This is a genomic window from Streptomyces sp. NPDC048191 (genome assembly GCF_040652655.1).
Taxonomy (GTDB): domain Bacteria; phylum Actinomycetota; class Actinomycetes; order Streptomycetales; family Streptomycetaceae; genus Streptomyces.
Map to the genome: position 1 here is coordinate 1 of NZ_JBEZMO010000023.1, position 26,527 is coordinate 26,527.

Genomic DNA, 26,527 nt, shown 5'->3' on the forward strand with positions numbered 1-26,527 from the left:
CTGCGGTCGTCCTATTCCCCCGTTCTGCCGGTCTGGTTCCCCGCCTTCCCCCCCACCTCCGGTTCACGCCTGCCGGACCTCCGCGATCGTCACCGGCCGGTGCTCGTGCAGGGACAGGGTGCAGGCCTCGGCGATCCAGCCCGCCTCCAGCGCGTCCTCGACGGTGCAGGGGGAGGGGCGGGTGCCGGCCACGAGCTCGGTGAACGCGGTGAGTTCGGCCCGGTAGGCCTCGGTGAAGCGGTCCATGAAGAAGTCGTGCGGGGTGCCCGACGGGAAGGTCACCCCCGGTTCGACCGAGCGCAGCGGGAGCTGGTCGTCCAGCCCGGCCGCGATCGAGTCCGCGAAGCCGTGGAGCTCCATGCGGACGTCGTAACCCCGGGCGTTGTGGCGGGAGTTGGAGACGACCGCGATGGTGCCGTCGTCCAGCGTGAGGATCGCGCCGGTGGTGTCGGCGTCCCCCGCCTCCTTGATGTAGTCGGCGCCCCGGTTGCCGCCCACCGCGTAGACCTCGGTGACCTCACGGCCCGTCACCCAGCGGATGATGTCGAAGTCGTGCACGGAGCAGTCCCGGAAGATGCCACCGGACGCGGCGACGTACGCGGCCGGCGGCGGCGCCGGGTCCAGCGTCGTGCAGCGGACCGTGTGCAGCTTGCCCAGCTCGCCCGCCCGGACCGCGGCGCGCGCCGCGGTGAAGCCGGTGTCGAAGCGGCGGTTGAAGCCGATCTGGATCGGCACGTCGCTGTCGCGCACGGCCCTCAGCACCTCCACCCCCTCCGCCATGGTGCGGGCGACCGGCTTCTCGCAGAAGACCGGGACACCGGCCTCCACACCGGCGCGGATCAGCGCCGGATGGGCGTCGGTGGCCGCCGCGACGACCAGGCCGTCCACCCCGGCGGCCAGCAGCGCCTCCGCGGAGTCCGCGACCTCGGCGCCGAACCGCTCGGCGGCCGCCTTGGCGGCGTCCGCGAACGGGTCGGCGACGACGAGCGACGTGACGGCGTCCAGTCCGAAGAGGGTCTCGGCGTGGAAGGCGCCGATGCGGCCGAGGCCGAGGATTCCGATACGCATGGGTGGTACAACTCCTAAGGTCATGTGAGCGGGGGAGGGGGAGGTCAGTCGAGGGCGCCCAGCACGTTCTGGTCCCAGTCGATCACCGACCCGGTCACCACACCGGAGCGGTCGGACAGCAGGAACACCACGAAGTCGGCGATCTCGTCCGGTTGGCCCAGCTTGCCCATCGGCAGCTTCGCCGCGGCCTGCTCCCGCCAGTCGTCGCCGGCGCCGTGGAAGGCGCGCTGCGTGGCGTCCTCGCCCTCCGTCGCCGTCCAGCCGATGTTCAGGCCGTTGATCCGGATCCGGTCCCAGCGGTGGGCGTGCGCCGCGTTGCGGGTCAGGCCCACGAGGCCCGCCTTGGCGGCGACGTACGGCGCCAGGAACGGCTGGCCGCCGTGCGCCGACGAGGTGATGACGTTGACGATCGTGCCGGGCGCCTTGCGGGCCACCATGTCGGCGACCGCCGCCTGCATCGCGAAGAAGGGCCCCTTGAGGTTGATCGCGATGTGCGCGTCGAACAGCTCCGGGGTCGTGTCCAGCAGCGTGCCCCGTGAGGTCAGCCCCGCCGAGTTCACCAGGCAGTCGATCCGGCCGTGGGTCTCCACCACCTCGGCCACCGCCGCCCTCGCCTGCTCGGCGTCCGCCAGATCGGCGCGCACGAACATCGCCCCGCCCCCGGCGGACGCCAGCTCGGCGACCAGCGCCTCACCCGGTTCCGTACGGCGGCCGGTGACCGCCACCACGGCGCCCTCCCGCACGGCGGCCCGCGCGATCGCGGCGCCCACCCCCTGGCTCCCGCCGTTGACCAGGACGATCTTGTCGTCGAGAAGTCCCATGACCCGCCCCTGTCCCTTCCTCAGCTCTCTCGCCGTTCGGTACCGGCTCGCAGCTCCGCGCGGAGCCGCTCCGGGGTCCACTCCTCGCGCACCGCCCGGCGCAGCAGGTCCGCCTGGGACGGCGGGGCCAGACCGTCGACCGGTGGGTCGCTGTCGAGGTTGGTCGGGAAGGGGTAGCCCTCGGCGCTCGCCGCGATCACGTTCGCCAGCCACTCCTCGCCGGCGCCCTCGGCCGCGCGCCGCAGCAGCACCGGGAAGACCGCGTTCGCCACGGCCTCCCGGTCCACCGTCTCCATCGCGCGCCCGAAGGCGGAGGAGACCTGGAGGAGATTGGCCGTGCGCCGCAGGTCCGCCGTGCGGTTGGTGCCCGCGGCGTGGAAGAGCGCGGGATTGAAGAAGGCCGCGTCCCCTTTGGCGAGCGGGAGCTGCACGTGGTGCGCCTCGAAGTGGGCCTGGAACCGGGGCAGCCGCCAGGCCAGATAGCCCGGCTCGTACAGCTGCGAGTACGGCAGATAGAGCGTCGGGCCCGACTCCACCGGCATGTCGCAGTGGGCGACCGCGCCCTGGAGGGTGAGCACCGGGGACAGCCGGTGCACATGAGCGGGGTAGGCGGCCGCGGCCGCGTCGCTCAGGAAGCCGAGGTGGTAGTCCCGGTGCGCGGTCTGGCCGGCGCCGCCCGGGTTGACCACGTTGACCTGCGAGGTCACCTGGTAGCCGGGGCCCAGCCAGGCCGAGGAGACCAGGGCGAGGACGTCGCTCGCGTAGTAGTCGGCGAACGCCTCCGGGTCGTACAGGGCGGTCTTCTCCAGCGCGTTCCACACCCGGTCGTTGGCGCCCGGCTTCGCGAAGTGGTCGCCCGCGGTGGCCCCGGAGGAGCGCTGCTCGGCGATCAGCGCCTCGAACACGGCCGTCACCCGGTCGACGACGGACGGGTCCGGGCAGGCGCCCTTGATCACGACGACCCCGGGGCCGTCGGCGAACGCCCGCACCAGCTCGGCCCGCAGGGCGTCCCGGTCCCCGGCGCCGCGCAGTCGCTCACCCTCGTACACCAGGACGTTCTCCGCCACCGCGGCGGCGTGCGGATAGTCGGCGAGATGAGTCGTCCGGTCGGTCAGGGCGCGGAAGGCGTCGAGATCGCAGTCCCGCTGGGACAGCCAGGCACGGTCTGACACGGAGGCGACGGACATCGGTGTCCTTTCGGTCACGGCCTGGCGGCCTCAGGCCCTCGATCGCGGCTTTCGGCCACGGCGACGGTGCGGTCCTGCCATTCTTGTCAGGACAAATACTTCGAACAACCAGCAGCCGGCCATCAAAAACCCCTCAAGGAGACGGCCCATGGGCCACCCGTTCCCGATCCGGGAGATCGCACGTCAGGCGGGTCTCAGCGAGGCCACCGTGGACCGCGTCCTGAACGGCAGGGGAGGGGTGCGCGAGAGCACCGCGCAGGAGGTGCACCGGGCCATCGCCGACCTTGACCGGCAGCGCACCCAGGTCCGGCTGGTCGGCCGTACCTTCATGGTCGACGTCGTGGTGCAGGCGCCCGAGCGGTTCAGCACCGCCGTGCGGGCCGCCCTGGAGGCCGAACTGCCGCACCTGCACCCGGCCGTGGTCCGCTGCCGTTTCCACTTCCGCGAGACGGGCCCGGCCGCCGAGCAGGTCAGGGCGCTGGACCGGATCGCGCGCCGCGGCTCCCAGGGGGTGATCCTCAAGGCGCCGGACGTCCCCGAGGTCACCGCCGCCGTGGGCCGGCTCACCGCGGCCGGCATCCCGGTCGTCACCCTCGTCACCGACCTGCCGGCCAGCGGCCGGCTCGGCTACGCCGGCAGCGACAACCGGGCCGCCGGCGCCACCGCCGCCTATCTGACGGGCCAGTGGCTCGGCGACCGGCCCGGCAACGTCCTCACCAGCCTCAGCAGCGGCTTCTTCCGCAACGAGGAGGAGCGCGAGATGGGTTTCCGCAGCGTGATGCGCGCCCGCCATCCCGAGCGGTCACTGGTGGAGATCGCCGGGGGACAGGGCCTGGACGCCACCCAGTACGACCTGGTGCGCGCCGCTCTGGAGCGGGAACCGGAGATCCGGGCCGTGTACTCCATCGGCGGCGGCAACGACGCCACCCTGCGCGCCTTCGCCGACCTCGGCCGCGCGTGCGCGGTGTTCATCGCCCACGACCTCGACCACGACAACACCCGGCTGCTGCGCGAGCACCGGCTCTCCGCGGTGCTCCACCACGACCTTCGGCACGATCTGCGCGAGGCCTGTCACGCGGTGATGCGTTTCCACGGCGCGCTGCCGCCCGCCGGACCGCTGCTGCCGTCGGCGATCCAGGTCGTCACGCCGTACAACATGCCGGCACGGACGGGTGGTTGAGGGGAAGCGATGACACGCACGGAACAGGTGGAGATCGAGGGCGTTGCGATGGTCGCGACCCTCGTACCCGGCGACGGCGTCGGACTGCTGGCGCTGCACGGCAGCAACGAAGGGGGCACGGCCCGGCTCGCCGAGACGGTGGCCCGCCGCTGCGGCGCCACGAGCCTGGTCTTCACCCAGCCCGGGACGCGACGGCCCGTGCACATCCCGTCCCCGCGCATGGCGGCCGACCACTGCGTGCTGCTGCGGGAGTTCCTGTCCCACGTCGCCCTCACGGTCTCCCTGCACGGCCACATGCGGCCCGAGACACCGCACAGCGTCTTCCTGGGCGGCCGCAACCGCGACGCGGCCCAGGTCCTCGCCGAGGCGTTCGCCGCCGGCGCACCGCGGTTCCCGGCCGTCGTCGACCTGGCGGCGATCCCGTCCGGCCTGCGCGGCGTGCACCCCCGGAACCCGGTCAACCTGACCCGCCTCGGCGGAGTCCAGGTGGAGCTGCCGCTCCTGGCCCGCACGAGCGGGGGGACGGATCGGCCGCCGGCGCAGGTGGTCGACGCGCTGGCGGCGGGCGTGGCGGCGCTGGGCAGGGCGGCATCCCTCAGGGGCGCGGGTTACGGCGCGACCGGCCACGGCGAGGCCGCGGACGCGTGACGGCATACCGTGGCGCTCCCCGCCGCGCGCTCACCCCGTCCCGACGTCCACCCACCGCCCCTCCCGGGCGGCCAGCGTCATCGCGTCCAGCGCGGCAGCGCTCCGTACCGCGTCGGCAAGGGTCGCGCCGTACGGCACCCCCTCGGCAACGGACCGCACGAACCGGTACGCCTCGATGACCTTCAGGTCGTCGTAGCCCATCGCGTTCGCCGCGCCCGGCTGGAACGCGGCGAACTCACCGGCGCCAGGGCCGACGTACACCGTGCTCACCGGCTGGTCCTGGTACGTCGTACCCCGGCTGACCGCCAGCTCGTTCATGCGCCGGAAGTCCCAGAAGACGGCGCCCTTCGTGCCGTGCACCTCGAAGCCGTAGTTGTTCTGCTCGCCGACCGCGACCCGGCACGCCTCCAGGACGCCACGGGCGCCGGAGGCGAAGCGCAGCAGGCAGTTGACGTAGTCCTCGTTCTCCACCGGACCGGGTTCGCCGCCGGAGGCGAGGGCGTGGCCGGCGGTGGCGCCGGACGGGCGGGCGCGCTCCGGGAGGAAGATCGCGGTGTCGGCGGTGAGCGAGGCGATGTCGCCGAGCAGGAAGCGGGCCAGGTCGGCACCGTGCGACGCGAGGTCGCCGAGGACCCCGCTGCCGCCGCGTGCCCGCTCGTAGCGCCAGGTCAGGGCGCCGTCCGGGTGGGCCGCGTAGTCGCTGAACAGCCGGATGCGGGCGTGCGTCACCGTGCCGATCTCGCCGGAGGCGATCAGCTCGCGGGCGGCCTCGACGGCGGGCGCGTTGCGGTAGTTGAAGCCGACCGCGCCCTGCACGCCGGCCTCGGCGACCGCGTCGGCGACCGCGCGGGCGTCCTCGGCGGTCAGCCCGACCGGCTTCTCGATCCAGATGTGCTTGCCCGCCTCGGCCATCGCCACGCCGATCTCCCGGTGCAGGAAGTTCGGGGCGGTGATGCTGACGGCCCGGACCCGGGGGTCGGCGGCCACCTCCCGCCAGTCGCGGGTCGCGGAGGCGAAGCCGAAGCGCTCGGCGGCCTCCTCGGCCCGGCCCGGCACCTCCTCGGCGACGGCGATCAGCCGGGGGCGCAGGGGAAGCCGCGGATAGTGGTGCGGCAGACGCGCGTACGCCTGGGTGTGCACCCGGCCCATCCAGCCGAACCCGACGACGGCGACGCCCAGCTCATCCACCATGACAGCCCTCCTGGGCCCCTTGGACCGGTCCATGCTCTGTCCAGGCCACCTTTGTGCTGACATGGCCAGCGTGTCAACCCTTTGACAGACCGGCACGGCGCATGGAACGGTCCATGTCATGAGACCGCCGACGATCCGTGACGTGGCCGAACGGGCCGGGGTGTCCAAGTCACTGGTCTCCCTGGTGCTGCGCGGCTCGGGACCGGTCAGCCCCGGGAAGCGGGACGCGGTGTTGCGGGCCGCGCGCGAGCTGGGCTACCGGCCCAACGCGGCCGCCCGCAGCCTGAGCGAACAGCGCACCCGGACGGTCGGCGTCCTCCTGGACGACCTGCGCAACCCCTGGTTCGTCGACCTCCTCGACGGCCTCAACTCCCCGCTGCACGCCGCCGGTCTGCGCATGCTGCTCGCCGACGCGCGGCTGAACCGGCGCATGGGGCACGATCTCGCCGAGCCCTTCCTGGACCTCGGCGTCGACGGGCTGGTGATCGTCGGTACGGTCCCCGACGCGGGCGGGCTCGGCGCGCTCGCGCGGCGGATGCCGGTCGTCGTGGCGGGCGCCCGTGAGTCCCGGCCGGAGGGTGTGGACGTCGTCGCCGGGGACGACGAGCGGGGGGCCCGGCTCGCCACCGAGCATCTTCTGGGCCTCGGCCACCGCCGGATCGCCCACCTCGCGGGCCACGGCGCGGTCGGCGCGCTGCGGCGGCGCGGCTTCGAGGCGGCGATGCGGGCACACGGCGCCGAGCCGGTCGTCGAGCCGGGCGACCTGACCGAGGAGGGGGGCTACCGGGGGACCGTACGCCTGCTCAGCCGCCCCGAACGGCCGACGGCGCTCTTCGCCGTCAACGACATGGCATGCGTGGGCGCCCTCTCGGCGGCCGGGCAACTGGGCCTGCGGGTGCCGGGCGACCTCTCGGTCGTCGGCTACGACAACACGAGCATCTCCCGGCTGCGGCACGTCTGGCTGACCACCGTCGACACCGCCCCGTACGAGATCGGCCGGCGCGCCGCCCGCTGTCTGCTAAGCCGGTTCGAACGGCCGGGCGGCGAGGGGAGCGTCCACCTCGCCGCGCCGACGCTGGAGATCCGGGGGACGACGGCGCCGCCCTCCTGACGGGACCGCCGCCTCACAGGCTGATCGCGTACGCCTTGCGCAGGGTCTCGTGCACCGTCCACGTCGTACGGTCGCCCGCGCGCAGCACCGCCATGTCGCCCGGCCCCACCGTCAGCGTCGGCCCGCCCTCGACCTCGATCGTCGCCGAACCGCTGATCACCACGAACAGTTCGTCCGCCTCCGTGTCGGTGACCACGCCCGGGGTGATCTGCCAGATCCCGCGGATCTGCCGGCCGTCCGGCGACTCCCAGACCACCTTCCCGGTGACCTCCGGGTTCCCGGAGACGATCTGCTCGGGGTCGAGGGGCTCGGGTTCGAGGTCGGCGCCCGGTATGTGGAGCGCGAAGCTGTGCGTCATGCGGCGAGCCTAGCCAGCGCCCCACGCGGGCCGCGGCCGACAGTGTGTGGGACATCGGGGCTGGTGGGAGGACACTTCGTCGCTCCGCGCGGACTGGCGGGCAGGCGGGACACGGGTGATCGTGGGAAACATGGCCGACTCCACGGCGGTCGGCGCGGCACCGCCCCGGCGGCACAGCATGCGCGAGGCCGTCCTCTTCGGCGGGGTCTACGGGGCCGTGCTCGCCAGTTCCCTGGTGGCGGCGCTCACCCGGTACGGGCACACCTCCGCCGAGGGCCGTGGTTATGACGCCGCGTGGGTCCTGGTGACGGCGCTCGCCTCCGCGCTCGCCCACGGCTACGCCCACTGCATCGCCGAGCGCGGACCGCACCGCCGCTGGGACGCGGTGCGCTCGCTGCGGGACGAGTGGCCGCTGGTGACGGCCGTCCTGCCCACCGTCCTCCTGCTCGCGGGCGCGTGGTGGGGATGGTGGCCGGCGAAGGGGGTGGAGTACGCGGCGTTCGTCCTCAACATCCTGATCCTCTTCGTGCTCGGCCTGCTCACCGCCCGCTGGGCGGCCCGGAGCTGGCCGACGGCCGTCCTGATGGGGGCCGGGGACGCCGTGCTCGGCCTGATCGTGGTGGTGGCCAACGCGCTCATCAAGTAGGCGGCGCCCCCGGCTCTCAGCGGCCGGTGCGGACCCCGTCCAGCGCGATCGCGAGCACCCGGTCGCGCTGGGCGTCGTCGTCGAACGCCGTCGCCGTGATCCCGGCGACCATCCGCAGCAGATCGACGAAGTCCATGTCCGTGCGGGCCGCACCCGCCCGCTGGGCGCGCTCCAGCAGCGGGCCACCGGCGGCGTACATCGAGTCGCGGCAGGACTGGAAGATCTCCGACTCGTCGTTCAGCGCCTCGCGGACCGCCCGCTTGGTGACCATGTAGCCGGCGAACCGGTCCAGCCAGGCCGTCAGCGCCTCCCACGGCGGCAGGCCGGCGAACTCCTCGGCCGCCTGGCACAGGGCGTTGACCTCGTCGGCGTAGACGCTCTCGAAGAGGTCGCGGCGGGTGGGGAAGTTGCGGTAGAGGGTGCCGATGCCGACGCCCGCCCGGCGGGCGATGTCCTCCAGCGAGGCGTCCGAGCCGTGCTCCGCGAACGCCTCGCGGGCGGCCGCGAGCAGGGCGTCGTAGTTGCGGGCGGCGTCCTTGCGGTGCGGCCGGCGGGCCGCCACGATCTCGCCGACGGGGAACGGCGTGGCCGTCACTGCTGCCTCCCAGGGGGATTCGCTGAATCGGAGGTGTGCATCCGGTTCGGTTGAACTGGAGGGGTGCCTCCGCTAGAGTGGAGGAGTACCTCCACTTTAGCAGTGCGGGGGCGACCGTGTCGTGGGCAGACGTGCCCGACCGCAGTGCCCCCCTGCGTCCGTCCCGCAGCGCTCCCACTCGGAGAGGCTCCTTCATGCCCCGCAAGTCCACCCGCCTCACCTTCGCGGTCCTCGCGACCGGTGCGGGCGTGTTCTCCATGCTGCAGTCGCTGATCGCGCCGGCCCTGCCGACCGTCCAGCACGCCCTGCACACCTCCCAATCGACCGCGACCTGGGTGATGACGGCGTACCTGCTGTCCGCCTCGGTCTTCACCCCGATCCTCGGCCGGGTCGGCGACCTCGTCGGCAAGAAACGCACTCTCGTCGCCGTGCTGGCCGCTGTTCTCGCGGGCTGTCTCCTCGCCGCGCTCGCCCCGGACATCGGTGTCCTCATCGTGGCCCGGGTCGTCCAGGGCGTCGGCGGCGCCCTGTTCCCGCTCTCCTTCGGCATCATCCGGGACGAGTTCGCGCCCGCCGAGGTGAGCGGCAGCATCAGCAACCTCTCGGCGGTCATCGCCGCGGGCGGCGGGGTCGGCATGGTCGCCGCCGGGCCGATCGTCTCCGCGCTCGACTACCGCTGGCTCTTCTGGATCCCCGTGGCGATCGTCGCCGCGACGGTCCTGATCGCCGTGGCCTATGTCCCCGAGTCCCCCAAGAGGGCCCAGGGGAAAGTCAGTTGGTATGGCGCCGGACTGCTCTCCGCCTGGCTGGTGGCCCTGCTGCTGCCGCTGAGCCAGGCCGGGCGGTGGGGCTGGGGCTCGCCGAAGGTGCTCGGTCTGTTCGCCGCCGCCGTCGTGCTGTTCGCCCTGTGGCTCACGGCCGAGGCCCGCTCCCGCTCCCCGCTGATCGACCTGCGTGTGATGCGGCTGCCCGCGGTGTGGACGACCAACGCGGCCGCGCTGTTCTTCGGCGCGGGCATGTACGCGATCTGGTCCTTCCTGCCGGGCTTCGTCCAGACGCCGTCGGCGGCCGGTTACGGCTTCGGCGCGAGCGTCACCGCCTCCGGCCTGCTCATGCTGCCGATGCTGCTCGCGATGTTCCTCTCCGGCGTCCTCTCCGGCCGCCTGGAGCCCCGTGTCGGCGCCAAGGCCCTCCTCACCACCGGTGCCGCGCTCGGCGCGGCGGCCTGCGGATTCCTCACCCTCTGGCACGACGCGCGGTGGGAGGTAGCCGTGGTCGCCGGTCTGTTCGGCCTGGGCATCGGCCTGGCCTTCGCCTCCATGGCCAACCTCGTCGTCGGCAGCGTCCCGCCGGAGCAGACCGGCGCCGCGACCGGCATGAACGCCAACATCCGCACCATCGGCGGCTCCATCGGCGCCGCGCTCACCAGCGTCCTGGTCACCGGGCGCCTCCAGCCCTCCGGCCTGCCCTACGCCTCCGGCTACACCCACGGCTGGGCACTGCTCGCCGTCCTGTGCCTGGCCGCGGCCGGCGCCGCCCTCCTCGTCCCGGTCCGCCGCCCGGACCGTACGACGACCCACGCCACCACCGGGGCGACACGGGCACCCGCCCAGGTGCGGTAGGGTTGACCTGCGTGATCACACGGGACACCCCGGGTGGGACCGCACCGGGACGTGGCGCAGCTTGGTAGCGCACTTGACTGGGGGTCAAGGGGTCGCAGGTTCAAATCCTGTCGTCCCGACTTGGAAAAGTCGCAGGTCAGAGGGCCGTTTGAGAGAAATCTCGAACGGCCCTCCGCCCGTTCCCGGGACCAGTCGCGCACGTGCCGCTGCCACGACCGGGCAGCAGCGGGTTCCCCTCCCGGGCGACACCGCCCATCCGGACGGCCGGGCTCACGCCGCCCGTGAATACCGCATTGGCACTCCGTTGGCACCGGTCGTAGCGTGGAAACAGGCCGGCTGACCGTCCGTACACGATTGCGTGTTGCGAGGGAGGCCCCCTGTGTTCACGATTCGCCTGGTGACGGGGACGTACGCACCGGATCAGACCGTGGTGCTGCGGACGTCGGCCGACGACTGGCTCTTCGATCGTGGTGGCGACTACACCGACGGGGCGTGGACGTACGAGCTGGACGAGCAGCTGTACCAGGACGGGCTGCAGTTCAAGTTCGTCCTCAAACCCAACCGGTGGATGCAGGAACCGAATCTGTCCCTGAGTCCCGACGAACTCCACGGTGAGCGAGAGTACACCGAGGCGGAGGTCACCTTCCCGGCTGCCGATGAGGTGATCACCGAGCACGGAGTGGTACCTCAGCGCTTCTTCGCGCGCTCCCTGGACCCGGAGCACGTCTACGACGTCATCGTCGTCGGCTCCGGGATGGGCGGCGGGGTCCTGGCGAGCAGCCTGGCCGACAAGGGCCGGGACGTGCTGGTGCTGGAGAAGGGTTCCTACCTGTTCCCGACCCACGTGGGGAATCTCCCGCGCAGGCTGCGACTGGGGCGGTTCGACAAGCACGTCTGGTCGCTGTGGCAGGACTTCGGACTGCGCAACTACGTGAACGCCGCAGGCTCGGAGTTCGACGGAGCCCAGGCGTTCAACCTCGGCGGACGGTCCCTCTTCTGGGGAGGGCTGATTCCCGACCAGTCGCCGTGGGAACTGGCCTCGTGGCCCGCGGCCGTGCGACAGGACCTGCTCGAGTCACGCTTCGCCGCGGCGGTGAAGCACATCAACGCCGTCCCCCCGCAGGTCACCGACTACCAGAACGAAGCCCGCACCGCACTTGGCGACATGGTCGCCGGCTACGAGGCCCTGGACGCCCCGGTGGCGGTCCAGTACATCGGCCCGACTCATCTCGCCCTGCCCACCGGGTTCTTCTCCACGGCCGACCTGCTCATGGAGGACCGGCTGGTCGACGATCCCAGCTGGGCGGACCGCCGCCCGCCCACGGTCAACCTCAACCAGGCCGTGTGCCAGGTACTTGTGGACGCGGGCGATCCCCGACGAGTCACCGGCGTACGGTGCTACGACCTGCTGGCGCAGCAGAGGCGTGAGTACCGGGCTGAGACCGTGGTGCTCGCTGCCGGGACCATGGAGTCGGCGAAGATCGCGCTGCAGTCCCAACTCACCGACGACAACCGGAAGATCGGCCGGGGGCTGACCGACCACACCATCCGCTACCGAGCCTTCACGCTGCCGCCCGACGGCTGGCTCAGTTCGACCACCGACTCCGCGAAGCTACTGCTGCGCCGCCCTGACGCCGATCCCGGCAACCACGCCTTCGACATCGTGGTGGAGCTGGGTGCGGACTTCAACCAAGGCCGCTACGTCGACCCCGCCAACCTCGCCCGCGAGCGGCAGGTGCGCAAGGACTGGATGCTCTGCGAGATCGTTTTCATGTACTACGCCGATCTCCAGGACGACAACCACCTGACGGTCACCGGTGACCCGGAGGACCCCGTCACCGTGACGGTTCACCGCGCCTGGCCGTCAGACCCGGATCTCGCCGAGGCCGACGACATCGCGGTCCGTGTCCTCACCGACCTCGAGGCCGAGCCGGTACTCGGAGAGAACGGACTCGGCCTCCAGGACGCCAGACTCGGCGGCGTCGCCCACGAGGTCGGCACGCTGCGCATGTCCGACCGGGGCGACGGTGTGGTCGACGAGAACCTCAGGTTCCTCGGGTACGACAACCTCTACGCCTGCGACAACTCCGTCTTCCCGGCCTCCCCCGCCGCCAACCCGAGCCTGACCCTCGTCGCCCTTGCCCTCCGCCTGGCGGACCACCTCTAGCCGTCCGAGCGGCGGCCCCCGCTCTGCACGGCGCTCGTACGGCGGCCGGCCGGTGAAGCGGCGCCGGACGTGCGCGGTTCAGGCACGGCACTCCGGGAGGCCGCCGTGCAGGTCCACCATCTCCGCGAACAACTGGTCCACGCCGGCCGGCTCGTGTCCGGTGCCGTCGCGCAGTTCGTCGTAGGCCCGGTGCAGGTTCGGTGCGAGCCGTTCGCTGTCGAGAAGGTCGCCGAACGGCCCCAGGTCCGCCTGTCGTGCGGCTTCCAGCGGCGGCAGGCCCCGGGCGAGGCCGGCCCGGGCGAGTTCCGTCAGCCAGTCCAGATAGCGCTCCGTCGCGTCGAGCAACTCCGGCCCGCCGACCGGGCCGTGACCCGGTACGACGGTCACCGGGTCCAGCTTCCGCAGGGCCGTCACCGCGGACCGGAGGCCGCGCACCGACCCGGTGAGTACGAACGGCGTCACACCGGACATGACGAGGTCGCCGGCGAACAGCACGCGCTCGCGGGGCAGCCAGACAGCCGTGTCGCAGCCGCTGTGGGCGGGGCCGAAGGAGTGCAGTTCCGCCTCGCGGGCACCGAGCCGCAGCGTCACCGGTCCGTCGAAGGTCAGCTGCGGCAGCACCACCTCCACGCCGCCCCAGTCGACGTTCGGCCACAGACCGGTCAGGTGCAGTCCGGTCCGCTCGGCCTCCTCCCTGGTCTTCTCGTGCCCCATCACGAGCGCCTCGGGGAAGACGGTGTTCCCGAAGGTGTGGTCGCCGTGCGCATGGGTGCTGACGATCAGCCTCGGCGGGGCGCCGGCGACGTCCATGGCGTGCGCCCGCAGCAGGCCGGCCCGTGCCACGGTGGCCGCCGTGTCGACGAGCACGCACCCGTCCTCGGAGACGATCAGACCCGCGTTGTTCAGACACCAGCCACCATCGGGCTGCAGAAAGGCATGAACTCCTGCGGTAATCGCTTTCATTTGCGGTTCGCCGGTGAAAGAGCGCATGTGCGGGACCCTTGCAGTCGCCGCTCGACTATCACTCGAAGCGGCTTCTGGAATTGATCCTTCCTGGGCGGCCCGATAGATATCCGCATACAGTCCCTAAAGCACACGTAATGCAGCGGTAAAATATCCTTTACCTGGATGGGAGGGTTGTATTCCGGCAAATAGGAACGGGCAATTCCGGCACGAAGCTTGTAGTCTCGCACCATGCGACGCGCCGGGTGGCGGGTTTTCAACGGGGTACGTGGTCCGGTAGCGTCCGTGGCTGAGTGGGCAGCGTGCCGAACGGGGAGATCATAGATGATCGGCGATCGTGTACGGATCAAATTACTCGGACCCCTCGAGATCAACTGCCAATCCGAATCCGGACGAGAAGCGACCGACTCGCTTTTCCAGGTGACCGCAATCAAACTCCGACAAGTACTGGCGATGCTCGCCGTGAATGCGAACGCGATGGTGAGCACGGAACAGCTCATCGACGAGCTGTGGCCCTACGGCCCGCCGCGCACGGTGAAGACCATCGTGCAGACCTACGTCTACCAGTTGCGCAAGCTCTTCTGCACCAACTTCCAGGCTGCACAGGAGTCGTCCGTCCTGGTCACTCGGCCCGGCGGCTACCTGCTGGCCGTCCCCCGCGAGAATGTCGACGTCTTCGAGTTCCAGCAGCTGGTGGAAAGCGGCCGGAAAGCCCTGGACCAGGGGCGGGCCGGATGCGCGGCGGAACTCCTGCGGGAGGCCCTGACGGTGTGGCGCGGACCGCTGCCGGCCGATATCGTCCATGGCCCCTCCTTGCACGGCCTCTCCGCGTACCTGGAGGAACAGCGACTGGAGGCCGTGTCGCTGCGCATCGAGGCGGACATGGCGAACAACCGGCACCGGGAAATCGTCGGTGAACTCCGATCACTGGTGGCCACCCATCACCTGCACGAGCCGTTTCACGTCCGGCTCATGCAGGCATTGCACCGTTCCGGGCGGCGCGGTGAGGCACTCAGTGTGTATCACCAACTGCGTCGCATTCTCGACGACGAGCTGGGACTTGAGCCCTCGCCCGAGGCGAAGAAACTCCACCACGAGATCATCGCCAGTCGATAGCGTCATTTCCTGCGAGAGTGCCACGCCGGAAATCCCTGGCCATATTCGGGCCTCGAGGCCGCCGAGCAGCGCGTCTTGAGCGGGCTTCGAGTTCTTTGGTGACACTGGATAGGCATGACATCCGCTGTTCCACTGACGTCACGGGAAGAGAAAATGGCGAAGGAACTCCGTCTGGCGATGCTGGTGGCCTGCTCGTCATCGAGCCGTACGGGTGCCATGATCGCGGACTGGCTCTGCGACATCGCATCCGACGTGAGCGGTTTTGATCTGGACCGGCTCGACCTCGCGGAGTGGGAGCTGCCGCCCGTTCCCACCCTCGCGCCCGCTCCCGATGTCGAGGAGCGCGTGCGGCGACTGCGGGGACGGCTCGACGACGCGGACGCCTTCGTCATCGTCACGCCCGAGTACAACCACAGCTTCCCCGCCCTGCTGAAGATCGTCATCGACTGGAACCACAAGCAGTGGCAGGCGAAGCCGGTGACGTTCGCGTCCTACGGGGGACGCTCCGGCGGCATCCGCGCCGCCGAGCAGCTGCGCCAGGTGTTCGCGGAGCTCCACGCGGTCTCGCTGCGGGACGGCATGAGCTTCCACGGCCCCCGGGACCGCTTCGACGCGGACGGACGCCCGGAGGACGTGGCGGGTACGCGCACCGCGGCCAAGGTGATGCTGAACCAGCTGTTCTGGTGGGCACGCGCGCTGGCGGACGCCCGCCGGAAGAACCCCTACACCCTGTGAACACAGGAGCCGGCGGCCGGGCGGGACGTCCCCGCCCGGCCGCCGGCTCCTTCCTGCGTCGGCAGGCCCGGTCAGGAGGCGTCCGCGAGCAGCGGGTCGGCCAGCAGGCCCTGCATCCCCCCGGCGATCTCGTCGGCCTGAGCGAGCGTCAGCAGGACGTCGCCGCGGAACAGCCCGTCGGCCTGCCAGTCAGCGGGGCGCAGGCCGACGGCGTACGGGTTGACCGGCACCTCGGGGTCCGGGCGCTCGGCCAGGTTGCGGGCGGCCCGGTGGAAGACGCCCACGGCCATGGCCTCGGTCACGGCGACATTGCGCGCGAGGGCCGACCTCAGCTCCTCGTCGCTGTAGTCGTGGATCAGCGCGGTGGCGCTCTCCCGGACCGCCTTCGCCGCGTTGTGGGCCCTGGCCGGGCCCGTCGGCCGCACCCGCTCCAGCTGGTTCCAGTCCCGGAAGATCTGCTGCACCCGCTCGTTGAGCGCGTACAGCTTCTCGATGTCCCCGTTCACTGTCTTCAGGAACTCGTAGTCGAGGAACCGGTTCTGGACGAACAGCAGGACCACCCCGTAGTGGTTCAGCATTCGGTCCCAGCTCAGCTTCGGCACCATCACGGCGGGATTGCCGAAGGCCGGATAGTGGTCCTCCACCTTCGACAGCACATGGGCGAAGGTCTTCAGGTGGAAGTCGTTGTAGAACTCCAGCCGTTCGGTGATGTCCTCGCCGGCGAGATCCCGGGTGACCAGGTCCGTGGTGGCGGAGTTGCCGTAGCCGATCATGTCGGAGCCGGGGGAGTAGAAGGCGTCGGCGAAGGCACCGGCCTCGCCGACCAGGCTCCATCGGTCGGGCGAGTAGACGCGCTCCACCCCGAAGGCGAAGTCCCGTACGCTCAGGAAGTCCGCCACGTCATGCACGCGTCCGGCCACGGCCTCGGCCAGCTGCGGTTCGTGACGGCGCAACCAGTCGAGCGCCCGGTCGAAGTCGTTGATCTCCTCGTACGGGTGCAGGCGCGGGTCGGCGCAGATGCCGATGCTGATGTGGTCCGAGCCCAGCGGGATCAGCCAGACCCAGTAGCCGTCCCCCATGAGATGGTTCGTGCTGAACTGGCGTATGTTCGCCCGGCGCATCCGGGACAGCCAGGCCGGGTTGTCCGCTCCCCACTGCTCCAGGTCGATGCCGCCGGCGAGGCGGAACCAGGACGCGTTGATGGTGTGGGCGACCTCCCGGCCGATGCCGAGGTGGCGCTTGATGACACCGGCCCGGCCCGCGGCGTCGACCAGCCAGCGGGACCGCAGCTCGCGCTCCTCGCCGTCCTGGGCGAAGCTGACGCGGTGCGCGGACTCCGGCCGCAGCTCCACGCCCCGCACGTCGCAGCCCTGCCGCAGGTCGACGCCCAGCGCGAGCGCCACCCGGGTCAGCTCGTTCTCGAAACGGCCGCGGTCGATCTGGTAGTTGACGTGCACCGGGAAGTCCAGCGATCCCAGCTCGATCCGGTGCGTCAGGTCGCTGTTGTCACCCGACGGCTGGAAGAACCGCAGCCCGTTCTTCTGCAGGTGGAACTTCTCCAGGTGCTCCTTCATGCCGATGACCTCGGCGAAGTAGTGCGCGCCGGTGGGGACGGTCGACTCACCGACCTTGAACGCCGCCTCCGGCGCCAGTCCCTTGCGCTTGTCGAGCACGACGATGTCCGTTTCCGGGCGCGCGTTCTTGAGCTGGATCGCGAGCGTGAGGCCGGCGAGCCCGCCCCCCAGGATCACGACGTCGCGGTTGCGCTGGTCTGGCATGAGTCCTCCCGCTGATGGGCACGTGGACGGAAACGCTGTGGTCGGGGCGGCGCCGGGCCGCTCGACTCACCGTGGAAGGGGCCGCGTTCACGGCCCCGGGGGTGGTGCTCAGTCGGCCCGGCCGGCTTCGGTGAGCCGCAGCGAGACCTCCTCGCGCGGCCAGGTCCATCCGGTCTCCGGCGGGCGGTACCGGATGAACACGCCCGCCGCAGCCGTGGTCACCAGCGCCATGAGCACCATGACCGTGTACATGCGGCCGTCCAGGACACCCATGCCGACGCCCACGTTGATCACGATCAGCTCGGTGAGCCCCCGCATGTTCATCAGCACCCCGAGCGTGCCGGCGTCGCGCCACTCCAGACCGCTCAGCCGGCCCGGAATGCTCGCTCCGAGCAGCTTGCCCGCACAGGCGACCGCGGTGACCGCGGCGAACTCGGCCAGGTCGGCCGCGCCGAGCGAGCGGACGTCCACCGAGAGCCCGACCTGGATGAAGAACACCGGGAGCAGCAGCAGGCTGACCTGCTCCATCGGCCCGCGCACCTGCCGGGTGAGCGGTTGCACGGGCTCACGTGGCATGACACAGCCGAAGACGAAGGCGCCGAAGACGGCGTGTATCCCCATCCACGAGGTCGCGGCGGCCGACAGGAACACCCCCGCGCCGATCGGCGCCAGCAGGGTCAGGCGCCCGCCGCTCTCCCGGCCCCAGCGCCCGACGAGCGCGCGCAGCGCCGGGCGCACCAGGAGCCACATGGCGAGGGCGTAGAGGAGCAGTTGGCCGGCCATCTTCAGCAGTCCGCCGGGCCCGGACACCTGGACGGTCGCGACCACCACGGCGAGCAGCAGCCAGGACAGGGCGTCACAGGCCGCCGCGCCGGCCAGGGCCAGCTCGCCGACCCGTGTGCCGCTCATCCGGGTGTCGACCAGGAAGCGGGCCAGCACCGGGAAGGCGGTGATGGAGATCGCCGTGCCGAGATAGAGGACGAAGGCGACCCGCCCCACGTGGTGGCCCCCGACGTGGTCGTGCCGCGTGTACAGGGCCAGCGCCAGGGCTGCCCCGCCGAGGAACGGCACCACCATGGACGACAGGGACACCGAGACGATCGTCGTGCGCAGCCGCCCGCGCAGGATGTCGCGGTTGAACTCCCAGCCGATCAGGAACATGAACAGCAGGATCCCGAGCTGCGAGACCACCGACAGGAACGGGCGCGCGTCCAGCGGGAACAGGCGCGTGCTCAGATGCCCGGGCAGCAGCCCCAGCAGGCTGGGCCCGAGGGCGACACCCGCCAGCAGTTCGGCCACCACCGGCGGCTGCCGCACCCATTTGGCGACCTTCATCAGCACCGAGCCGACGAGAAGGATCACCGCGATGTCTGCGAGTACGACCGTCGTCGTCGACTCCAGCTGTTGAGCACTCACACGTTCCCCCGCTCTCGTCAGTGAAGGCTCTCGCCGGCGAACCTGCCGGCCATGGCGAGGGTCGCCCGCCCGTTGCCGCCGAGCGCGGCACGCAGATGACTGCGCGCCTGCGCCAGGGTGGAGGCGTGGCCCAGCACCTCGCGGGCCGCCTCGGGATCGATCGCCACCGTGTGCGTGGCCGTCACCTCGACACCGCGGCCGGCGGGGGTGAACGTCCAGCGTCCGCTGTGGCCGAGCAGCATGCGCGGTGGCAGGAGCTGCTTGTAGGCGATCAGCGACGGCGCCGTGCACACCCGTATCGAGCGGGTGGTGTGGGCCGTACCGTCCGCGGTGACGGTGTCCATCTCCATGTGCTGGATCCCCGCCGCGTCCTCGGACAGGTCCACCCGGGCCACATGCGGCAGCCGCTCGGGCCACAGGTCGCTGCGGCGGACGAACGCGTAGACGTCGTCGAGCGGCCCGTCCACCACGACGGTGTCGGAGAAGGTGTCGATCACCTGGTCCACGGGATGGCCGAGTTCGGTGATCCGGCCCAGCGCCGCCAGTTCCTCCAGGCTGTTGCGGTCCACCGCGGCGCGGATGCCCGCCATGGCCTCCTCGTCGGCCACCGAGAACGTGTGGTCGAGACGCACCTCGGTCCTGCCGTCCGGCAACGGCTGGAACGACCACGCTCCGGACATGGCGGTGATCGGCGGATGGGTGCGTTCCTGGCGGAAGCCGATCCGCCGGGCGAGCGGATCGAGCTCCCGCCGCGACACCCAGGTGTGCACGTCACCACCGACGACCGCCCACAGCTGGAACCGCTCGTCACGCTCGGTCCGGTGGACGTGCCGGACATGCACGGACGGTCCGAAGACCACCGGCCACAGGGTCACATCGGCGACGACGCGGTAGATGTCGTCCGCCGGCGCCGCCACCAGGCGGGTGTGTGTCATCGAGACCTGCATGGCTAGGCCGCTGTCCGCTCGTTGACCAGCTTCAGCAGCTCCGCCGGGGTCCCGACCTCGGTGATCAGGTCGTCCGGGATGACCACGCCGTGGTCCAGCTTGAGCCGGGCCGCGGTCTCGATGAGGGCCAGCGAGTCGTATCCGAGGTCGTCGAAGGCGAGGTCCGCGAAGTCCTCGGGCGGCGCGTCCGCGTCCTCGCCGCCCGCGCACGCGATCAGGATGCCGCGCAGCTCCTCGATGCTCATGGTCCTGCTCATGGTCAACTCCCGTTCCGGAAACTGCGGATGACGACGGCCGCGTTGAACCCCCAGCGGCCTCGAGCGAGTACGAGCGCGGTGCCGACCGGCGCTTCCCGGGGTTCGCCGAGGACGACGTCGATGCCGTACTCGGCGGGTACCGTGCCGGTGGTGAAGGTCGGCGGTATCACCTGGTCCTGGATGCTCATCAGGGCGGACACGACGTCCAGCACTCCGCCGCCGGAGAACAGCCGGCCGGTGAGCGCCTTGGGGGCCGTCACCGGGACACCACGCACCCCGAAGACGTCGCGCAGTGCCTCGGCCTCGGTGCGGTCCAGCTCGGGCACGCCCGCCGCGTCCGCGAAGACCACGTCCACCTCGCCGGGGGCGGTCCCGGCGTCGGCCAGGGCGAGTTCGGCGGCACGCCGCAGCCCGGGCGGCCGCCCGGAGTCCGGGGCCGGGTCGAACGTGGCGGCGTACCCGGCGAGTTCGCCGTACACACGGGCGCCCCGGTCGGCCGCCGAACGGGCGTCCTCCAGGATGCAGAGGGCGCCACCCTCCCCCGGGATGTAACCGCTCGCCCCGGTGTCGAAGGGCCGGTAGGCGGTGTCCGGGTCCGGGTCGGCGCTGACCCGCCCGCTGGACAGGTGGGAGACCCAGCCCCAGGGGTCGAAGGCGGAGTCGACACCGCCGGTCACCACGAGCGGCACACCCGCGCGGATGCTGCGCCGGGCCTGGCCGAGCGCGTCCAGCCCGCCGGCCTGTTCGGCCACCAGTGCGCAGCTCGGGCCACGCATCCCGTGCCGGATGGAGATCTGGCCGGTGTTCACGGCGTAGAACCAGGCGAACGACTCATACGCGCTGACATGCTGCGGGCCCTGCGACCACAGCTTGCGGAACTCCCGGTGGGTGAACTCGAATCCGCCGGAGGCGTTGGCCGTGACGACGCCCATGTCGTAGTCGGTCATCGCGGCCGTGTCCAGATCCGCGTCCTCGATGGCACTCTGGGCGGCGACCAGGGCGAGCCGGGTCGACACGTCGGTCTGCGGCAGGAGCCTGCTGGGCAGGTGCTCGGCCGGGTCGATGTCGCGCACCAGGGCGGCCAGCCGCGCGGGTTGCCCCGAGGTGTCGAACCGGTCCAGCTCGCCGATGCCGCTGCGGCCCGTCAGCGTCGCCGCCCAGAACTCCTTGACGCCGACACCGTTGGGTGCCACCACACCCAGCCCGGTGATCACGCTCATGCGGCCACCTGCTTCGGCCGGGTGAGGACCATCGCGCTCTGGAAGCCGCCGAAGCCGCTGCCGACGGTCAGCACCGTGTCGGTGCGGTGCTCCCGGGCCGTCACCGGCACATAGTCGAGATCGCATTCGGGGTCCTTGACCTGGTGGTTCGCCGTCGGCGGCACGACCTGGCGGTCGATGGCGAGCAGGGACGCGGCGATCTCCACCGAGCCGATGGCGCCCAGCGAGTGCCCGACCATCGACTTGATCGAGCTGACCGGTGTGCGGTAGGCGTGCTCGCCGAGGCTCCGCTTGAACGCCGCGGTCTCGTGCCGGTCGTTCTGCTTGGTGCCCGAGCCGTGTGCGTTGACGTAGTCCACGTCCGAGGGGTCCAGCCTGGCCTGGTCGAGCGCCGCGCGGATCGCCTCGGTCATCTCCCGGCCGTCGGACTTGAGGCCGGTCATGTGGTACGCGTTGCAGCGGGTGGCATAGCCGCCCACCTCGGCGTAGACGGGTGCGCCCCGGCGGCGGGCGGCTGTCAGCTCCTCCAGGACGAACATGGCCGCGCCCTCGGCCAGTACGAAGCCGTTGCGGGTGCCGTCGAAGGGCCGGGAGGCGTGCTCCGGGTCGTCGTTGTACGTGGTGGTGGCCTTGATGGCGTCGAAGCTGGCCACCACGATTGGCGTGATCGGGGTGTCCGCGGCGCCCGCGACCATCACGTCGGCACTGCCCTCACGGATCAGTGAGACGGCGTGTCCGACGGAGTCGAGCCCGGAGGTGCAGCCGTTGGACACCATCGCGACCGGCCCCTCCGCACCCACCGCCCAGGCGATCTCGGCCGGCATGACGCTGGGGATCATGTAGTCGAACATGTGCGGGGACAGGTGCTCCGGCGACATCACCCACTGCCTGCCGGAATCCGACAGCACCAGGTACTCCTGCTCCAGGCTGGTCGCCGCGGCGACCGCGCTGCCCAGGCTCACCCCGACCCGGTGGGGTGCCACCGCCTCCAGGTCGATTCCGCTGTCGGCCACCGCCTCGCGGGCGCAGACCACCGCGAACCGGGTCGCCCGGTCCATCCGCCGGATCTCGCGCGGGCTCAGGCCCTCGGCCGCGGCGTCGAAGTCCACTTCGGCCGCGACCTGCGACCGGTACGGCGAGGGGTCGAAGAAGGAGATCCGGCGGGTCGCCGTGCGCCCCTCGGACAGCAGCGTCCAGAAGGAGTCCTTGCCCAGCCCGCCGGGCGCCCGGACGCCCATTCCGGTAATGGCCACCCGGCGATTCACGAAGCACCACCGGCTATGTCGATGCCGTTCATCTGCGTGACTTTCCTGTCGGTAGGTGTGGGGTCGGCGCGTCGCCACTGCAGGACGAGGGAGCGCGGCGCTCCGCCGAGGCGTTCGCGCAGGGTCAGCCGGCCGTCGTCCAGCCGGGCCTCCCGGACCTGCTCGGTGTTGACGATGCGGGGGTGCGAGCTGACCAGGACCTCGTGGACCACCCGGTCGCCCGCCACTCGCCAGCGCCCCGAGTAGCCCATGTATCCCGCCGGCGTCCCCGAGGCGTCGGCGTCCGGGTGGCCGGTGCGCATCAGCGCGGCCGACATGTACCCGCGGCCGTCGTAGATCAGCAGGCCTTCGGCGTGCTCGCCGCACGGGCCGGGGCGGGTGGAGCCGTCCTCGGCGAGAAAGAAATGGGAGACCAGGTGCCAGGAACCGACGAGGCGTTCCTCGGACAGGTCTTCCGGCGCTGTGCCGTGGACCGCTGTTCCTTCTTCTGAAGTGCCTTGTTCCGGCAGCAATGCGTGTCCCTCGGATGACTAGGCCGGCCGGAGCTGATCGGCCACCCAGTCGGCCGCGTCGATGCTCCACAGGTTGACCAGATTGGGGCAGATATGAGCCTCGTTCTCGTGCACCACGAGCCGGTGCTTTCCGCCCCAGGCCCGGTCCAGCTCCTCCAGAGCCGTCACCGGGAATATGTCGTCCTTTTCGCCGTGGACGCTCAGTACCGGGGCGCCGGCGGGCACGGTCAGGTCTATCTCCAGCGCGTCGAAACGCGCTTGCATGTCCACCGGCCCGCCACAGGCGAGGACGAAACGGAAATCGTCCTTCAAGCGGCGTGGAAGTCCGTCGAAGGGCGCGACGCGCGGGCCGCCGGAGAGGTTCACCAGACAGGTGAAGAGCGAGCCCAGGTGCTGGGCCATGCGCAAGGTGAAGTACCCGCCGAAACTGATGCCGAAAAAGGCCAGCCGGTCGTCGGCGATCCGGGGATCCCGGCGCAGCACCGCCACCAGTTCCGCCACGACCGATTCCATCTGGACCAGCAGCGGGACCTGCCCGACGTGGATGCCCTGGCCGGGGCCGTCGAACAGCAGCGCCGCGATGCCGCGTTCGAGGTAGGGCTCGGCGAGCGCCAGCACCTCCACCTCGGTCATCGAATCCAGGCCGTTGGACAGGACGACGCAGGGCACCGGCTGCGATCCCGCGCGCCGCGACGGCGGCAGGAAGAGCCAGTACGGCACCCGGCACGGGGTTTGCCCGGCGCCGGTTCCGACCGTCAACTCACCTCTCGTGACGTCCAGTTCACTGTCCTTCAGGCTGCGCAGAAAGTGCTCGCGCACCTGCGAGCGCAGCCGGAGCTTGCGCTGCCGGTCGCCGAAGTCCATGAACTCGGCCCAGTGGTAGCACACCGCCGCACCGCGCTCCGCCCGGATGCGCCCGGCGGTGGTGGACGAGTCGCGGGCCAGTGCGCCGTACCGCTCCCCGTGGGCGATCCAGCGGTTCTGCCACTCGTCCCAGAAGCGCGGCGATCCCACGTCGCCGCTGTCCTCGGGGAAGTCCCGCAGTACCGTCGCGATGTCCCCCCAGTGCGTCTGCGGCGCGTACCGCGAGTTCAGGAACATCAGGCGCGGAAGATAGTAGATGCACTCCGACATCAGCGAGCCCGAGGTGCGGGCCGTCGGCGGCGCTGTGCGCGGCATGGCGGAAGCCACCCTTCGTGAAGGCGAGGATCTCAGTAGTTGCCGAGCCCGCCGCAGACGTTGAGGGCCTGAGCGGTGACGGCGGCCGCACCGGGGCCGATCAGGTACCCGACCATGGCCGCCACCTCGCTCGGTTCCACATAGCGGCCGATCGGCACGCGCGCCGTGATGCGGGCGTGGGCCTCGGCCTCGTCGACCCCCCAGATCCCCGCGTAGTGCTCGCGCACCTGCTCGGCCATCGGCGTCTCGACGAAACCGGGGCAGACCGCGTTCACGGTGATCCCCGTCTTGGCGAGTTCGAGCCCCAGCGCCTTGGTGAAGCCGACCACCCCGTGCTTGGAGGCGGAGTACGGGGCGGCGTGGACGACGCCCTGCTTGCCTCCGGTCGAGGCGATGTTGATGATCCGGCCGTGACCGAGACCGAGCATGCCGCCGGTGGTCAGGGCTTCCTTGGTCATCCTGAAGACGCTGGTGAGGTTGGTGTCGATGACCTCGCACCACAGCTCGTCGGAGATCTCCGCGGTCTGTCCGCCGCCCGGGCGGCCGGCGTTGTTCACCAGGATGTCGAGGGGCCCGAAACGGTCGACGGCCCGCCGTACCAGCTCGTGGATCTGCGTCGCGGACCGCACGTCGCAGCCGTAACCGTCGACGGTGTGCCCCTGTTCCTGCATTTCCTTCACCGTCGCCGCCACGTCGTCGTGGTTGCGGGAACAGAGAAATACCGCGATATCGCGTCCGGCCAGCATCCTGGCGATTTCCAAGCCGATTCCGCGGGTGGCACCAGTGACAAGGGCAACCGGCTGTGAGCGTTCGGCCGTGGTCATCCGTATCCCCCTGCTGTCGTCGTGGTCGCCGCTTTTGCCGATGTCGTCGTGGTGATCGGGCGGCGAACGAGGAGATGTGTCATCGACGCGATCAACGTAACCAGGACACCTAGAAGCTTCCTCAAGGCACACTGAGCGGCCGGTCCGCGAAGTCCGTGCCGCGGCGCGGCACTCGACCGAAGTTCTAGGGGCGTGCCGGAAACTTGCGCGCTGTCGCCTGAAACCTGGGAGAGTGCCATGACCACAGTTCCCGCCCGGCTCGATCTGGGCACCGCTTATCCTCGTGTTCAGCAGTTCTACGCGGCGCAGATGCAGCTGCTGGACGGGCGTGACATCTCCGGCTACGCCGGCACCTTCACGGAGGACGCCGAATTCGCGCACACCCCGGGACGTCCGCCGGCCCGGACCCGGGACGGCATCATCGCGGACCTGACGGACTTTCACCGGCGGTTCGAGGACGACCCGATGCAGCGGCGGCACCACGTCAACATGATCGATCTGCGGCAACTGGAGGACGGCGCCCTGCGCTCGACCGCCTACTGCCTGGTCGTCAAGGTCCGGCCGCGGCAGGACCCGGTCTTCGTCAGCTGTGTCATGCACGACGTGCTCGTGGAGGCCGACGGTGTGTTCCTGACCCGTTCGCGCCACGTCAGCTACGACTGATCGGCGCGAACACGCCGTGGGGGGCGTTCGACCGGTGCGGCCCGGTCGAACGCCCCCACGGCTGTGGTGGTGCGTGGTTCAGGAGAGGACGGCCGGCTTGAGCACCTCCTCGCACCACTGGCGGAACGTGGTGGGGGTGGTGGCCTCCGGGGTGCGCGGCTCGACGCCGTAGATGTCGCGCTGCTCGACCTCGGTCGCCATGTCGACCAGGCCCTGGGCCCAGGCCGGGCTGATCCCGTTCTGCGTCAGCGAGGCCAGGTAGCCCTCGCTCGGGACCTGCTGGAAGCGGATCGGCCGGTCCAGCACCTCGGACATGATCCGCGCCATGTCGTTGGGTGACAGGTCCTCGGGGCCGAGCACCGGGACGCCGGCCTGTCCGGTCCAGGAGTCGTCCAGCAGCAGCCGGGCCGCGACGGTGGCGATGTCGCGGGTGGCACAGGTCGGGAGCTTGTGGTCGGGGGAGATGGTCATGAAGAACATGCCCCGGTGCTTGATGGCTCCCGCCTGCAGGAGCGTGTTCTCCATGAATCCCGGCATCCGCAGGGCGCGGTAGGCGACGCCGGTGCTCTCGATCAGTTCGTCCATGGCCAGCGCCGCCGACACCTGGCCGGCGTTCTTGGCCACGCCGCGGCCCAGGGTCGAGATGCCGACGACGCGCTTGACGCCCTGGCTCCTGATCGCCTCACAGGCCGGCCGGGTGAAGTCCAGGATGTAGCCGTCGACGCTGTCGGCCCGCACGTTCGGGGGCACGAGCCAGAAGACGGTGTCGGCGCCGGCGAATGCCTCGTTCACCACGGCGGGGTCGGAGTGCGTTCCCTGTACGACCTCCACGCGCTCGCGCACATGCGCCGGGAGCTTGCCGGGATCGCGGGCGATCACCCGGATCGGCCGGTCGCCCTCCAGCACTTTCTCCAGGACCTGATGGCCGATCTGGCCGGTGGGAGCGGTGATGACGAGCATGAGGACCTCCAGGCGGGGCCGGCAACAACAGGAAGCGGAACTCCACTTCCGTCTTGTGGGCTCGACGATAGTGAATTAAGGTTCCGGTTGTCAATCGA

Annotated in this window: 26 protein-coding genes and 1 tRNA gene; 10 read left to right on the forward strand and 17 right to left on the reverse strand. The window is 70.9% G+C overall.

The window, feature by feature from the left end:
* Positions 1-63 precede the first annotated feature (63 nt).
* The 3 genes from AB0D93_RS29840 to AB0D93_RS29850 are packed head-to-tail and all read right to left on the reverse strand — an operon-like array spanning position 64 to position 3,076.
* The gene (locus AB0D93_RS29840) at positions 64-1,068 is read right to left on the reverse strand and encodes a Gfo/Idh/MocA family oxidoreductase (protein ID WP_362125738.1); all 1,005 of its coding nucleotides are present in this window, start codon (positions 1,066-1,068) and stop codon (positions 64-66) included.
* Positions 1,069-1,112: 44 nt separating this feature from the next.
* Positions 1,113-1,889, reverse strand: coding sequence for an SDR family oxidoreductase (locus AB0D93_RS29845; protein WP_362125741.1), 777 nt, complete (start codon positions 1,887-1,889; stop codon positions 1,113-1,115).
* A 20-nt stretch (positions 1,890-1,909) separates the two neighbouring features.
* Entirely contained in the window at positions 1,910-3,076 is a 1,167-nt protein-coding gene (locus AB0D93_RS29850) for a phytanoyl-CoA dioxygenase family protein (RefSeq protein ID WP_362125744.1), read from the reverse strand.
* Between the two features lie 148 nt (positions 3,077-3,224).
* Between AB0D93_RS29850 and AB0D93_RS29855 the strand changes: the two genes are divergently transcribed.
* Together AB0D93_RS29855 and AB0D93_RS29860 are read left to right on the forward strand one after the other, a co-directional pair.
* Positions 3,225-4,256, forward strand: coding sequence for a LacI family DNA-binding transcriptional regulator (locus tag AB0D93_RS29855; RefSeq protein ID WP_362125747.1), 1,032 nt, complete (start codon positions 3,225-3,227; stop codon positions 4,254-4,256).
* 9 nt (positions 4,257-4,265) lie between these two features.
* The gene (locus tag AB0D93_RS29860; RefSeq protein WP_362125750.1) at positions 4,266-4,904 is read left to right on the forward strand and encodes a poly-gamma-glutamate hydrolase family protein; all 639 of its coding nucleotides are present in this window, start codon (positions 4,266-4,268) and stop codon (positions 4,902-4,904) included.
* A 30-nt stretch (positions 4,905-4,934) separates the two neighbouring features.
* On the opposite strand, the gene AB0D93_RS29865 is transcribed toward AB0D93_RS29860, so the two are convergent.
* Entirely contained in the window at positions 4,935-6,095 is a 1,161-nt protein-coding gene (locus AB0D93_RS29865; RefSeq protein ID WP_362125753.1) for a Gfo/Idh/MocA family oxidoreductase, read from the reverse strand.
* Positions 6,096-6,213: 118 nt separating this feature from the next.
* Between AB0D93_RS29865 and AB0D93_RS29870 the strand changes: the two genes are divergently transcribed.
* Positions 6,214-7,206 carry a LacI family DNA-binding transcriptional regulator gene (locus AB0D93_RS29870; protein ID WP_362125756.1) on the forward strand — a complete coding sequence of 331 codons (993 nt, stop codon included), beginning with the start codon at positions 6,214-6,216 and terminating at the stop codon, positions 7,204-7,206.
* A gap of 13 nt (positions 7,207-7,219) precedes the next feature.
* Here the strand turns inward: AB0D93_RS29870 and AB0D93_RS29875 are convergent, their stop codons facing one another.
* Positions 7,220-7,564 (reverse strand): cupin domain-containing protein, encoded by a 345-nt coding sequence (locus AB0D93_RS29875; RefSeq protein ID WP_362125759.1) that lies wholly within the window; start codon positions 7,562-7,564, stop codon positions 7,220-7,222.
* 130 nt (positions 7,565-7,694) lie between these two features.
* Here AB0D93_RS29875 and AB0D93_RS29880 point away from each other — a divergent pair, with 130 nt between their 5' ends.
* Complete coding sequence (locus AB0D93_RS29880) at positions 7,695-8,210, forward strand: hypothetical protein (protein WP_362125762.1); 516 nt, start codon at positions 7,695-7,697, stop codon at positions 8,208-8,210.
* A 16-nt stretch (positions 8,211-8,226) separates the two neighbouring features.
* Here AB0D93_RS29880 and AB0D93_RS29885 read toward each other — a convergent pair whose 3' ends face one another.
* Entirely contained in the window at positions 8,227-8,805 is a 579-nt protein-coding gene (locus AB0D93_RS29885; RefSeq protein WP_362125766.1) for a helix-turn-helix domain-containing protein, read from the reverse strand.
* A gap of 194 nt (positions 8,806-8,999) precedes the next feature.
* On the opposite strand from AB0D93_RS29885, the gene AB0D93_RS29890 reads away from it, so the two are divergent.
* The 3 genes from AB0D93_RS29890 (at position 9,000) to AB0D93_RS29900 (ending at position 12,594) form a co-directional block, all read left to right on the forward strand.
* Positions 9,000-10,427, forward strand: coding sequence for an MFS transporter (locus tag AB0D93_RS29890; protein WP_362125769.1), 1,428 nt, complete (start codon positions 9,000-9,002; stop codon positions 10,425-10,427).
* Between the two features lie 45 nt (positions 10,428-10,472).
* Positions 10,473-10,546: transfer RNA gene (locus AB0D93_RS29895), tRNA-Pro, on the forward strand.
* A gap of 260 nt (positions 10,547-10,806) precedes the next feature.
* The gene (locus tag AB0D93_RS29900; protein WP_362125772.1) at positions 10,807-12,594 is read left to right on the forward strand and encodes a GMC oxidoreductase; all 1,788 of its coding nucleotides are present in this window, start codon (positions 10,807-10,809) and stop codon (positions 12,592-12,594) included.
* Between the two features lie 78 nt (positions 12,595-12,672).
* Here AB0D93_RS29900 and AB0D93_RS29905 read toward each other — a convergent pair whose 3' ends face one another.
* On the reverse strand, positions 12,673-13,584 hold the full coding sequence (locus AB0D93_RS29905; RefSeq protein ID WP_362125775.1) for an MBL fold metallo-hydrolase: 912 nt from the start codon (positions 13,582-13,584) through the stop codon (positions 12,673-12,675).
* Positions 13,585-13,881: 297 nt separating this feature from the next.
* Between AB0D93_RS29905 and AB0D93_RS29910 the strand changes: the two genes are divergently transcribed.
* Entirely contained in the window at positions 13,882-14,673 is a 792-nt protein-coding gene (locus AB0D93_RS29910; protein ID WP_362125778.1) for an AfsR/SARP family transcriptional regulator, read from the forward strand.
* 153 nt (positions 14,674-14,826) lie between these two features.
* Complete coding sequence (locus AB0D93_RS29915) at positions 14,827-15,408, forward strand: NAD(P)H-dependent oxidoreductase (RefSeq protein WP_362125782.1); 582 nt, start codon at positions 14,827-14,829, stop codon at positions 15,406-15,408.
* A 71-nt stretch (positions 15,409-15,479) separates the two neighbouring features.
* Here the strand turns inward: AB0D93_RS29915 and AB0D93_RS29920 are convergent, their stop codons facing one another.
* From AB0D93_RS29920 to AB0D93_RS29960, 9 genes are all read right to left on the reverse strand, one after another.
* Entirely contained in the window at positions 15,480-17,186 is a 1,707-nt protein-coding gene (locus AB0D93_RS29920) for a tryptophan 7-halogenase (RefSeq protein WP_362125785.1), read from the reverse strand.
* Between the two features lie 108 nt (positions 17,187-17,294).
* On the reverse strand, positions 17,295-18,602 hold the full coding sequence (locus tag AB0D93_RS29925) for a cation:proton antiporter (RefSeq protein WP_362125788.1): 1,308 nt from the start codon (positions 18,600-18,602) through the stop codon (positions 17,295-17,297).
* A gap of 17 nt (positions 18,603-18,619) precedes the next feature.
* A complete protein-coding gene (locus tag AB0D93_RS29930) occupies positions 18,620-19,537 on the reverse strand; it encodes an aromatase/cyclase (RefSeq protein ID WP_362125791.1) in 918 nt (305 codons plus the stop codon).
* Positions 19,538-19,551: 14 nt separating this feature from the next.
* The gene (locus tag AB0D93_RS29935; RefSeq protein ID WP_362125793.1) at positions 19,552-19,806 is read right to left on the reverse strand and encodes an acyl carrier protein; all 255 of its coding nucleotides are present in this window, start codon (positions 19,804-19,806) and stop codon (positions 19,552-19,554) included.
* 2 nt (positions 19,807-19,808) lie between these two features.
* Positions 19,809-21,026, reverse strand: coding sequence for a ketosynthase chain-length factor (locus AB0D93_RS29940; protein ID WP_362125797.1), 1,218 nt, complete (start codon positions 21,024-21,026; stop codon positions 19,809-19,811).
* A complete protein-coding gene (locus tag AB0D93_RS29945; RefSeq protein WP_362125800.1) occupies positions 21,023-22,291 on the reverse strand; it encodes a beta-ketoacyl-[acyl-carrier-protein] synthase family protein in 1,269 nt (422 codons plus the stop codon). Before AB0D93_RS29945 ends, AB0D93_RS29940 begins: the two co-directional genes overlap by 4 nt.
* Positions 22,288-22,803, reverse strand: coding sequence for a lipocalin-like domain-containing protein (locus AB0D93_RS29950; protein ID WP_362125803.1), 516 nt, complete (start codon positions 22,801-22,803; stop codon positions 22,288-22,290). The genes AB0D93_RS29945 and AB0D93_RS29950 overlap by 4 nt, the downstream gene beginning before the upstream one ends.
* 18 nt (positions 22,804-22,821) lie before the next feature.
* On the reverse strand, positions 22,822-23,982 hold the full coding sequence (locus AB0D93_RS29955; RefSeq protein WP_362125805.1) for an alpha/beta hydrolase: 1,161 nt from the start codon (positions 23,980-23,982) through the stop codon (positions 22,822-22,824).
* Between the two features lie 32 nt (positions 23,983-24,014).
* Entirely contained in the window at positions 24,015-24,806 is a 792-nt protein-coding gene (locus AB0D93_RS29960) for an SDR family NAD(P)-dependent oxidoreductase (protein WP_362125808.1), read from the reverse strand.
* Between the two features lie 237 nt (positions 24,807-25,043).
* Here AB0D93_RS29960 and AB0D93_RS29965 point away from each other — a divergent pair, with 237 nt between their 5' ends.
* Positions 25,044-25,469, forward strand: a complete 426-nt coding sequence (locus AB0D93_RS29965; protein ID WP_362125811.1) for a nuclear transport factor 2 family protein — start codon at positions 25,044-25,046, stop codon at positions 25,467-25,469.
* 78 nt (positions 25,470-25,547) lie between these two features.
* Here AB0D93_RS29965 and AB0D93_RS29970 read toward each other — a convergent pair whose 3' ends face one another.
* Positions 25,548-26,429: an NAD(P)H-binding protein gene (locus AB0D93_RS29970; protein ID WP_362125814.1), complete on the reverse strand. Its 882-nt coding sequence runs from the start codon at positions 26,427-26,429 to the stop codon at positions 25,548-25,550.
* Positions 26,430-26,527: the final 98 nt, after the last annotated feature.

Excerpts from the sequence above, each read along its gene's own strand:
- AB0D93_RS29870 (WP_362125756.1), top strand. The coding sequence starts at position 6,214 with ATGAGACCGCCGACGATCCGTGACGTGGCCGAACGGGCCGGGGTGTCC.
- AB0D93_RS29850 (WP_362125744.1), bottom strand. The coding sequence starts at position 3,076 with ATGTCCGTCGCCTCCGTGTCAGACCGTGCCTGGCTGTCCCAGCGGGAC.
- AB0D93_RS29875 (WP_362125759.1), bottom strand. The coding sequence starts at position 7,564 with ATGACGCACAGCTTCGCGCTCCACATACCGGGCGCCGACCTCGAACCC.
- AB0D93_RS29965 (WP_362125811.1), top strand. The coding sequence starts at position 25,044 with ATGACCACAGTTCCCGCCCGGCTCGATCTGGGCACCGCTTATCCTCGT.
- AB0D93_RS29970 (WP_362125814.1), bottom strand. The coding sequence starts at position 26,429 with ATGCTCGTCATCACCGCTCCCACCGGCCAGATCGGCCATCAGGTCCTG.
- AB0D93_RS29930 (WP_362125791.1), bottom strand. The coding sequence starts at position 19,537 with ATGACACACACCCGCCTGGTGGCGGCGCCGGCGGACGACATCTACCGC.
- AB0D93_RS29905 (WP_362125775.1), bottom strand. The coding sequence starts at position 13,584 with ATGCGCTCTTTCACCGGCGAACCGCAAATGAAAGCGATTACCGCAGGA.
- AB0D93_RS29855 (WP_362125747.1), top strand. The coding sequence starts at position 3,225 with ATGGGCCACCCGTTCCCGATCCGGGAGATCGCACGTCAGGCGGGTCTC.
- AB0D93_RS29865 (WP_362125753.1), bottom strand. The coding sequence starts at position 6,095 with ATGGTGGATGAGCTGGGCGTCGCCGTCGTCGGGTTCGGCTGGATGGGC.
- AB0D93_RS29845 (WP_362125741.1), bottom strand. The coding sequence starts at position 1,889 with ATGGGACTTCTCGACGACAAGATCGTCCTGGTCAACGGCGGGAGCCAG.
- AB0D93_RS29915 (WP_362125782.1), top strand. The coding sequence starts at position 14,827 with ATGGCGAAGGAACTCCGTCTGGCGATGCTGGTGGCCTGCTCGTCATCG.
- AB0D93_RS29910 (WP_362125778.1), top strand. The coding sequence starts at position 13,882 with ATGATCGGCGATCGTGTACGGATCAAATTACTCGGACCCCTCGAGATC.
- AB0D93_RS29880 (WP_362125762.1), top strand. The coding sequence starts at position 7,695 with ATGGCCGACTCCACGGCGGTCGGCGCGGCACCGCCCCGGCGGCACAGC.
- AB0D93_RS29955 (WP_362125805.1), bottom strand. The coding sequence starts at position 23,982 with ATGCCGCGCACAGCGCCGCCGACGGCCCGCACCTCGGGCTCGCTGATG.
- AB0D93_RS29920 (WP_362125785.1), bottom strand. The coding sequence starts at position 17,186 with ATGCCAGACCAGCGCAACCGCGACGTCGTGATCCTGGGGGGCGGGCTC.
- AB0D93_RS29960 (WP_362125808.1), bottom strand. The coding sequence starts at position 24,806 with ATGACCACGGCCGAACGCTCACAGCCGGTTGCCCTTGTCACTGGTGCC.
- AB0D93_RS29935 (WP_362125793.1), bottom strand. The coding sequence starts at position 19,806 with ATGAGCAGGACCATGAGCATCGAGGAGCTGCGCGGCATCCTGATCGCG.
- AB0D93_RS29890 (WP_362125769.1), top strand. The coding sequence starts at position 9,000 with ATGCCCCGCAAGTCCACCCGCCTCACCTTCGCGGTCCTCGCGACCGGT.
- AB0D93_RS29860 (WP_362125750.1), top strand. The coding sequence starts at position 4,266 with ATGACACGCACGGAACAGGTGGAGATCGAGGGCGTTGCGATGGTCGCG.
- AB0D93_RS29840 (WP_362125738.1), bottom strand. The coding sequence starts at position 1,068 with ATGCGTATCGGAATCCTCGGCCTCGGCCGCATCGGCGCCTTCCACGCC.
- AB0D93_RS29940 (WP_362125797.1), bottom strand. The coding sequence starts at position 21,026 with ATGAGCGTGATCACCGGGCTGGGTGTGGTGGCACCCAACGGTGTCGGC.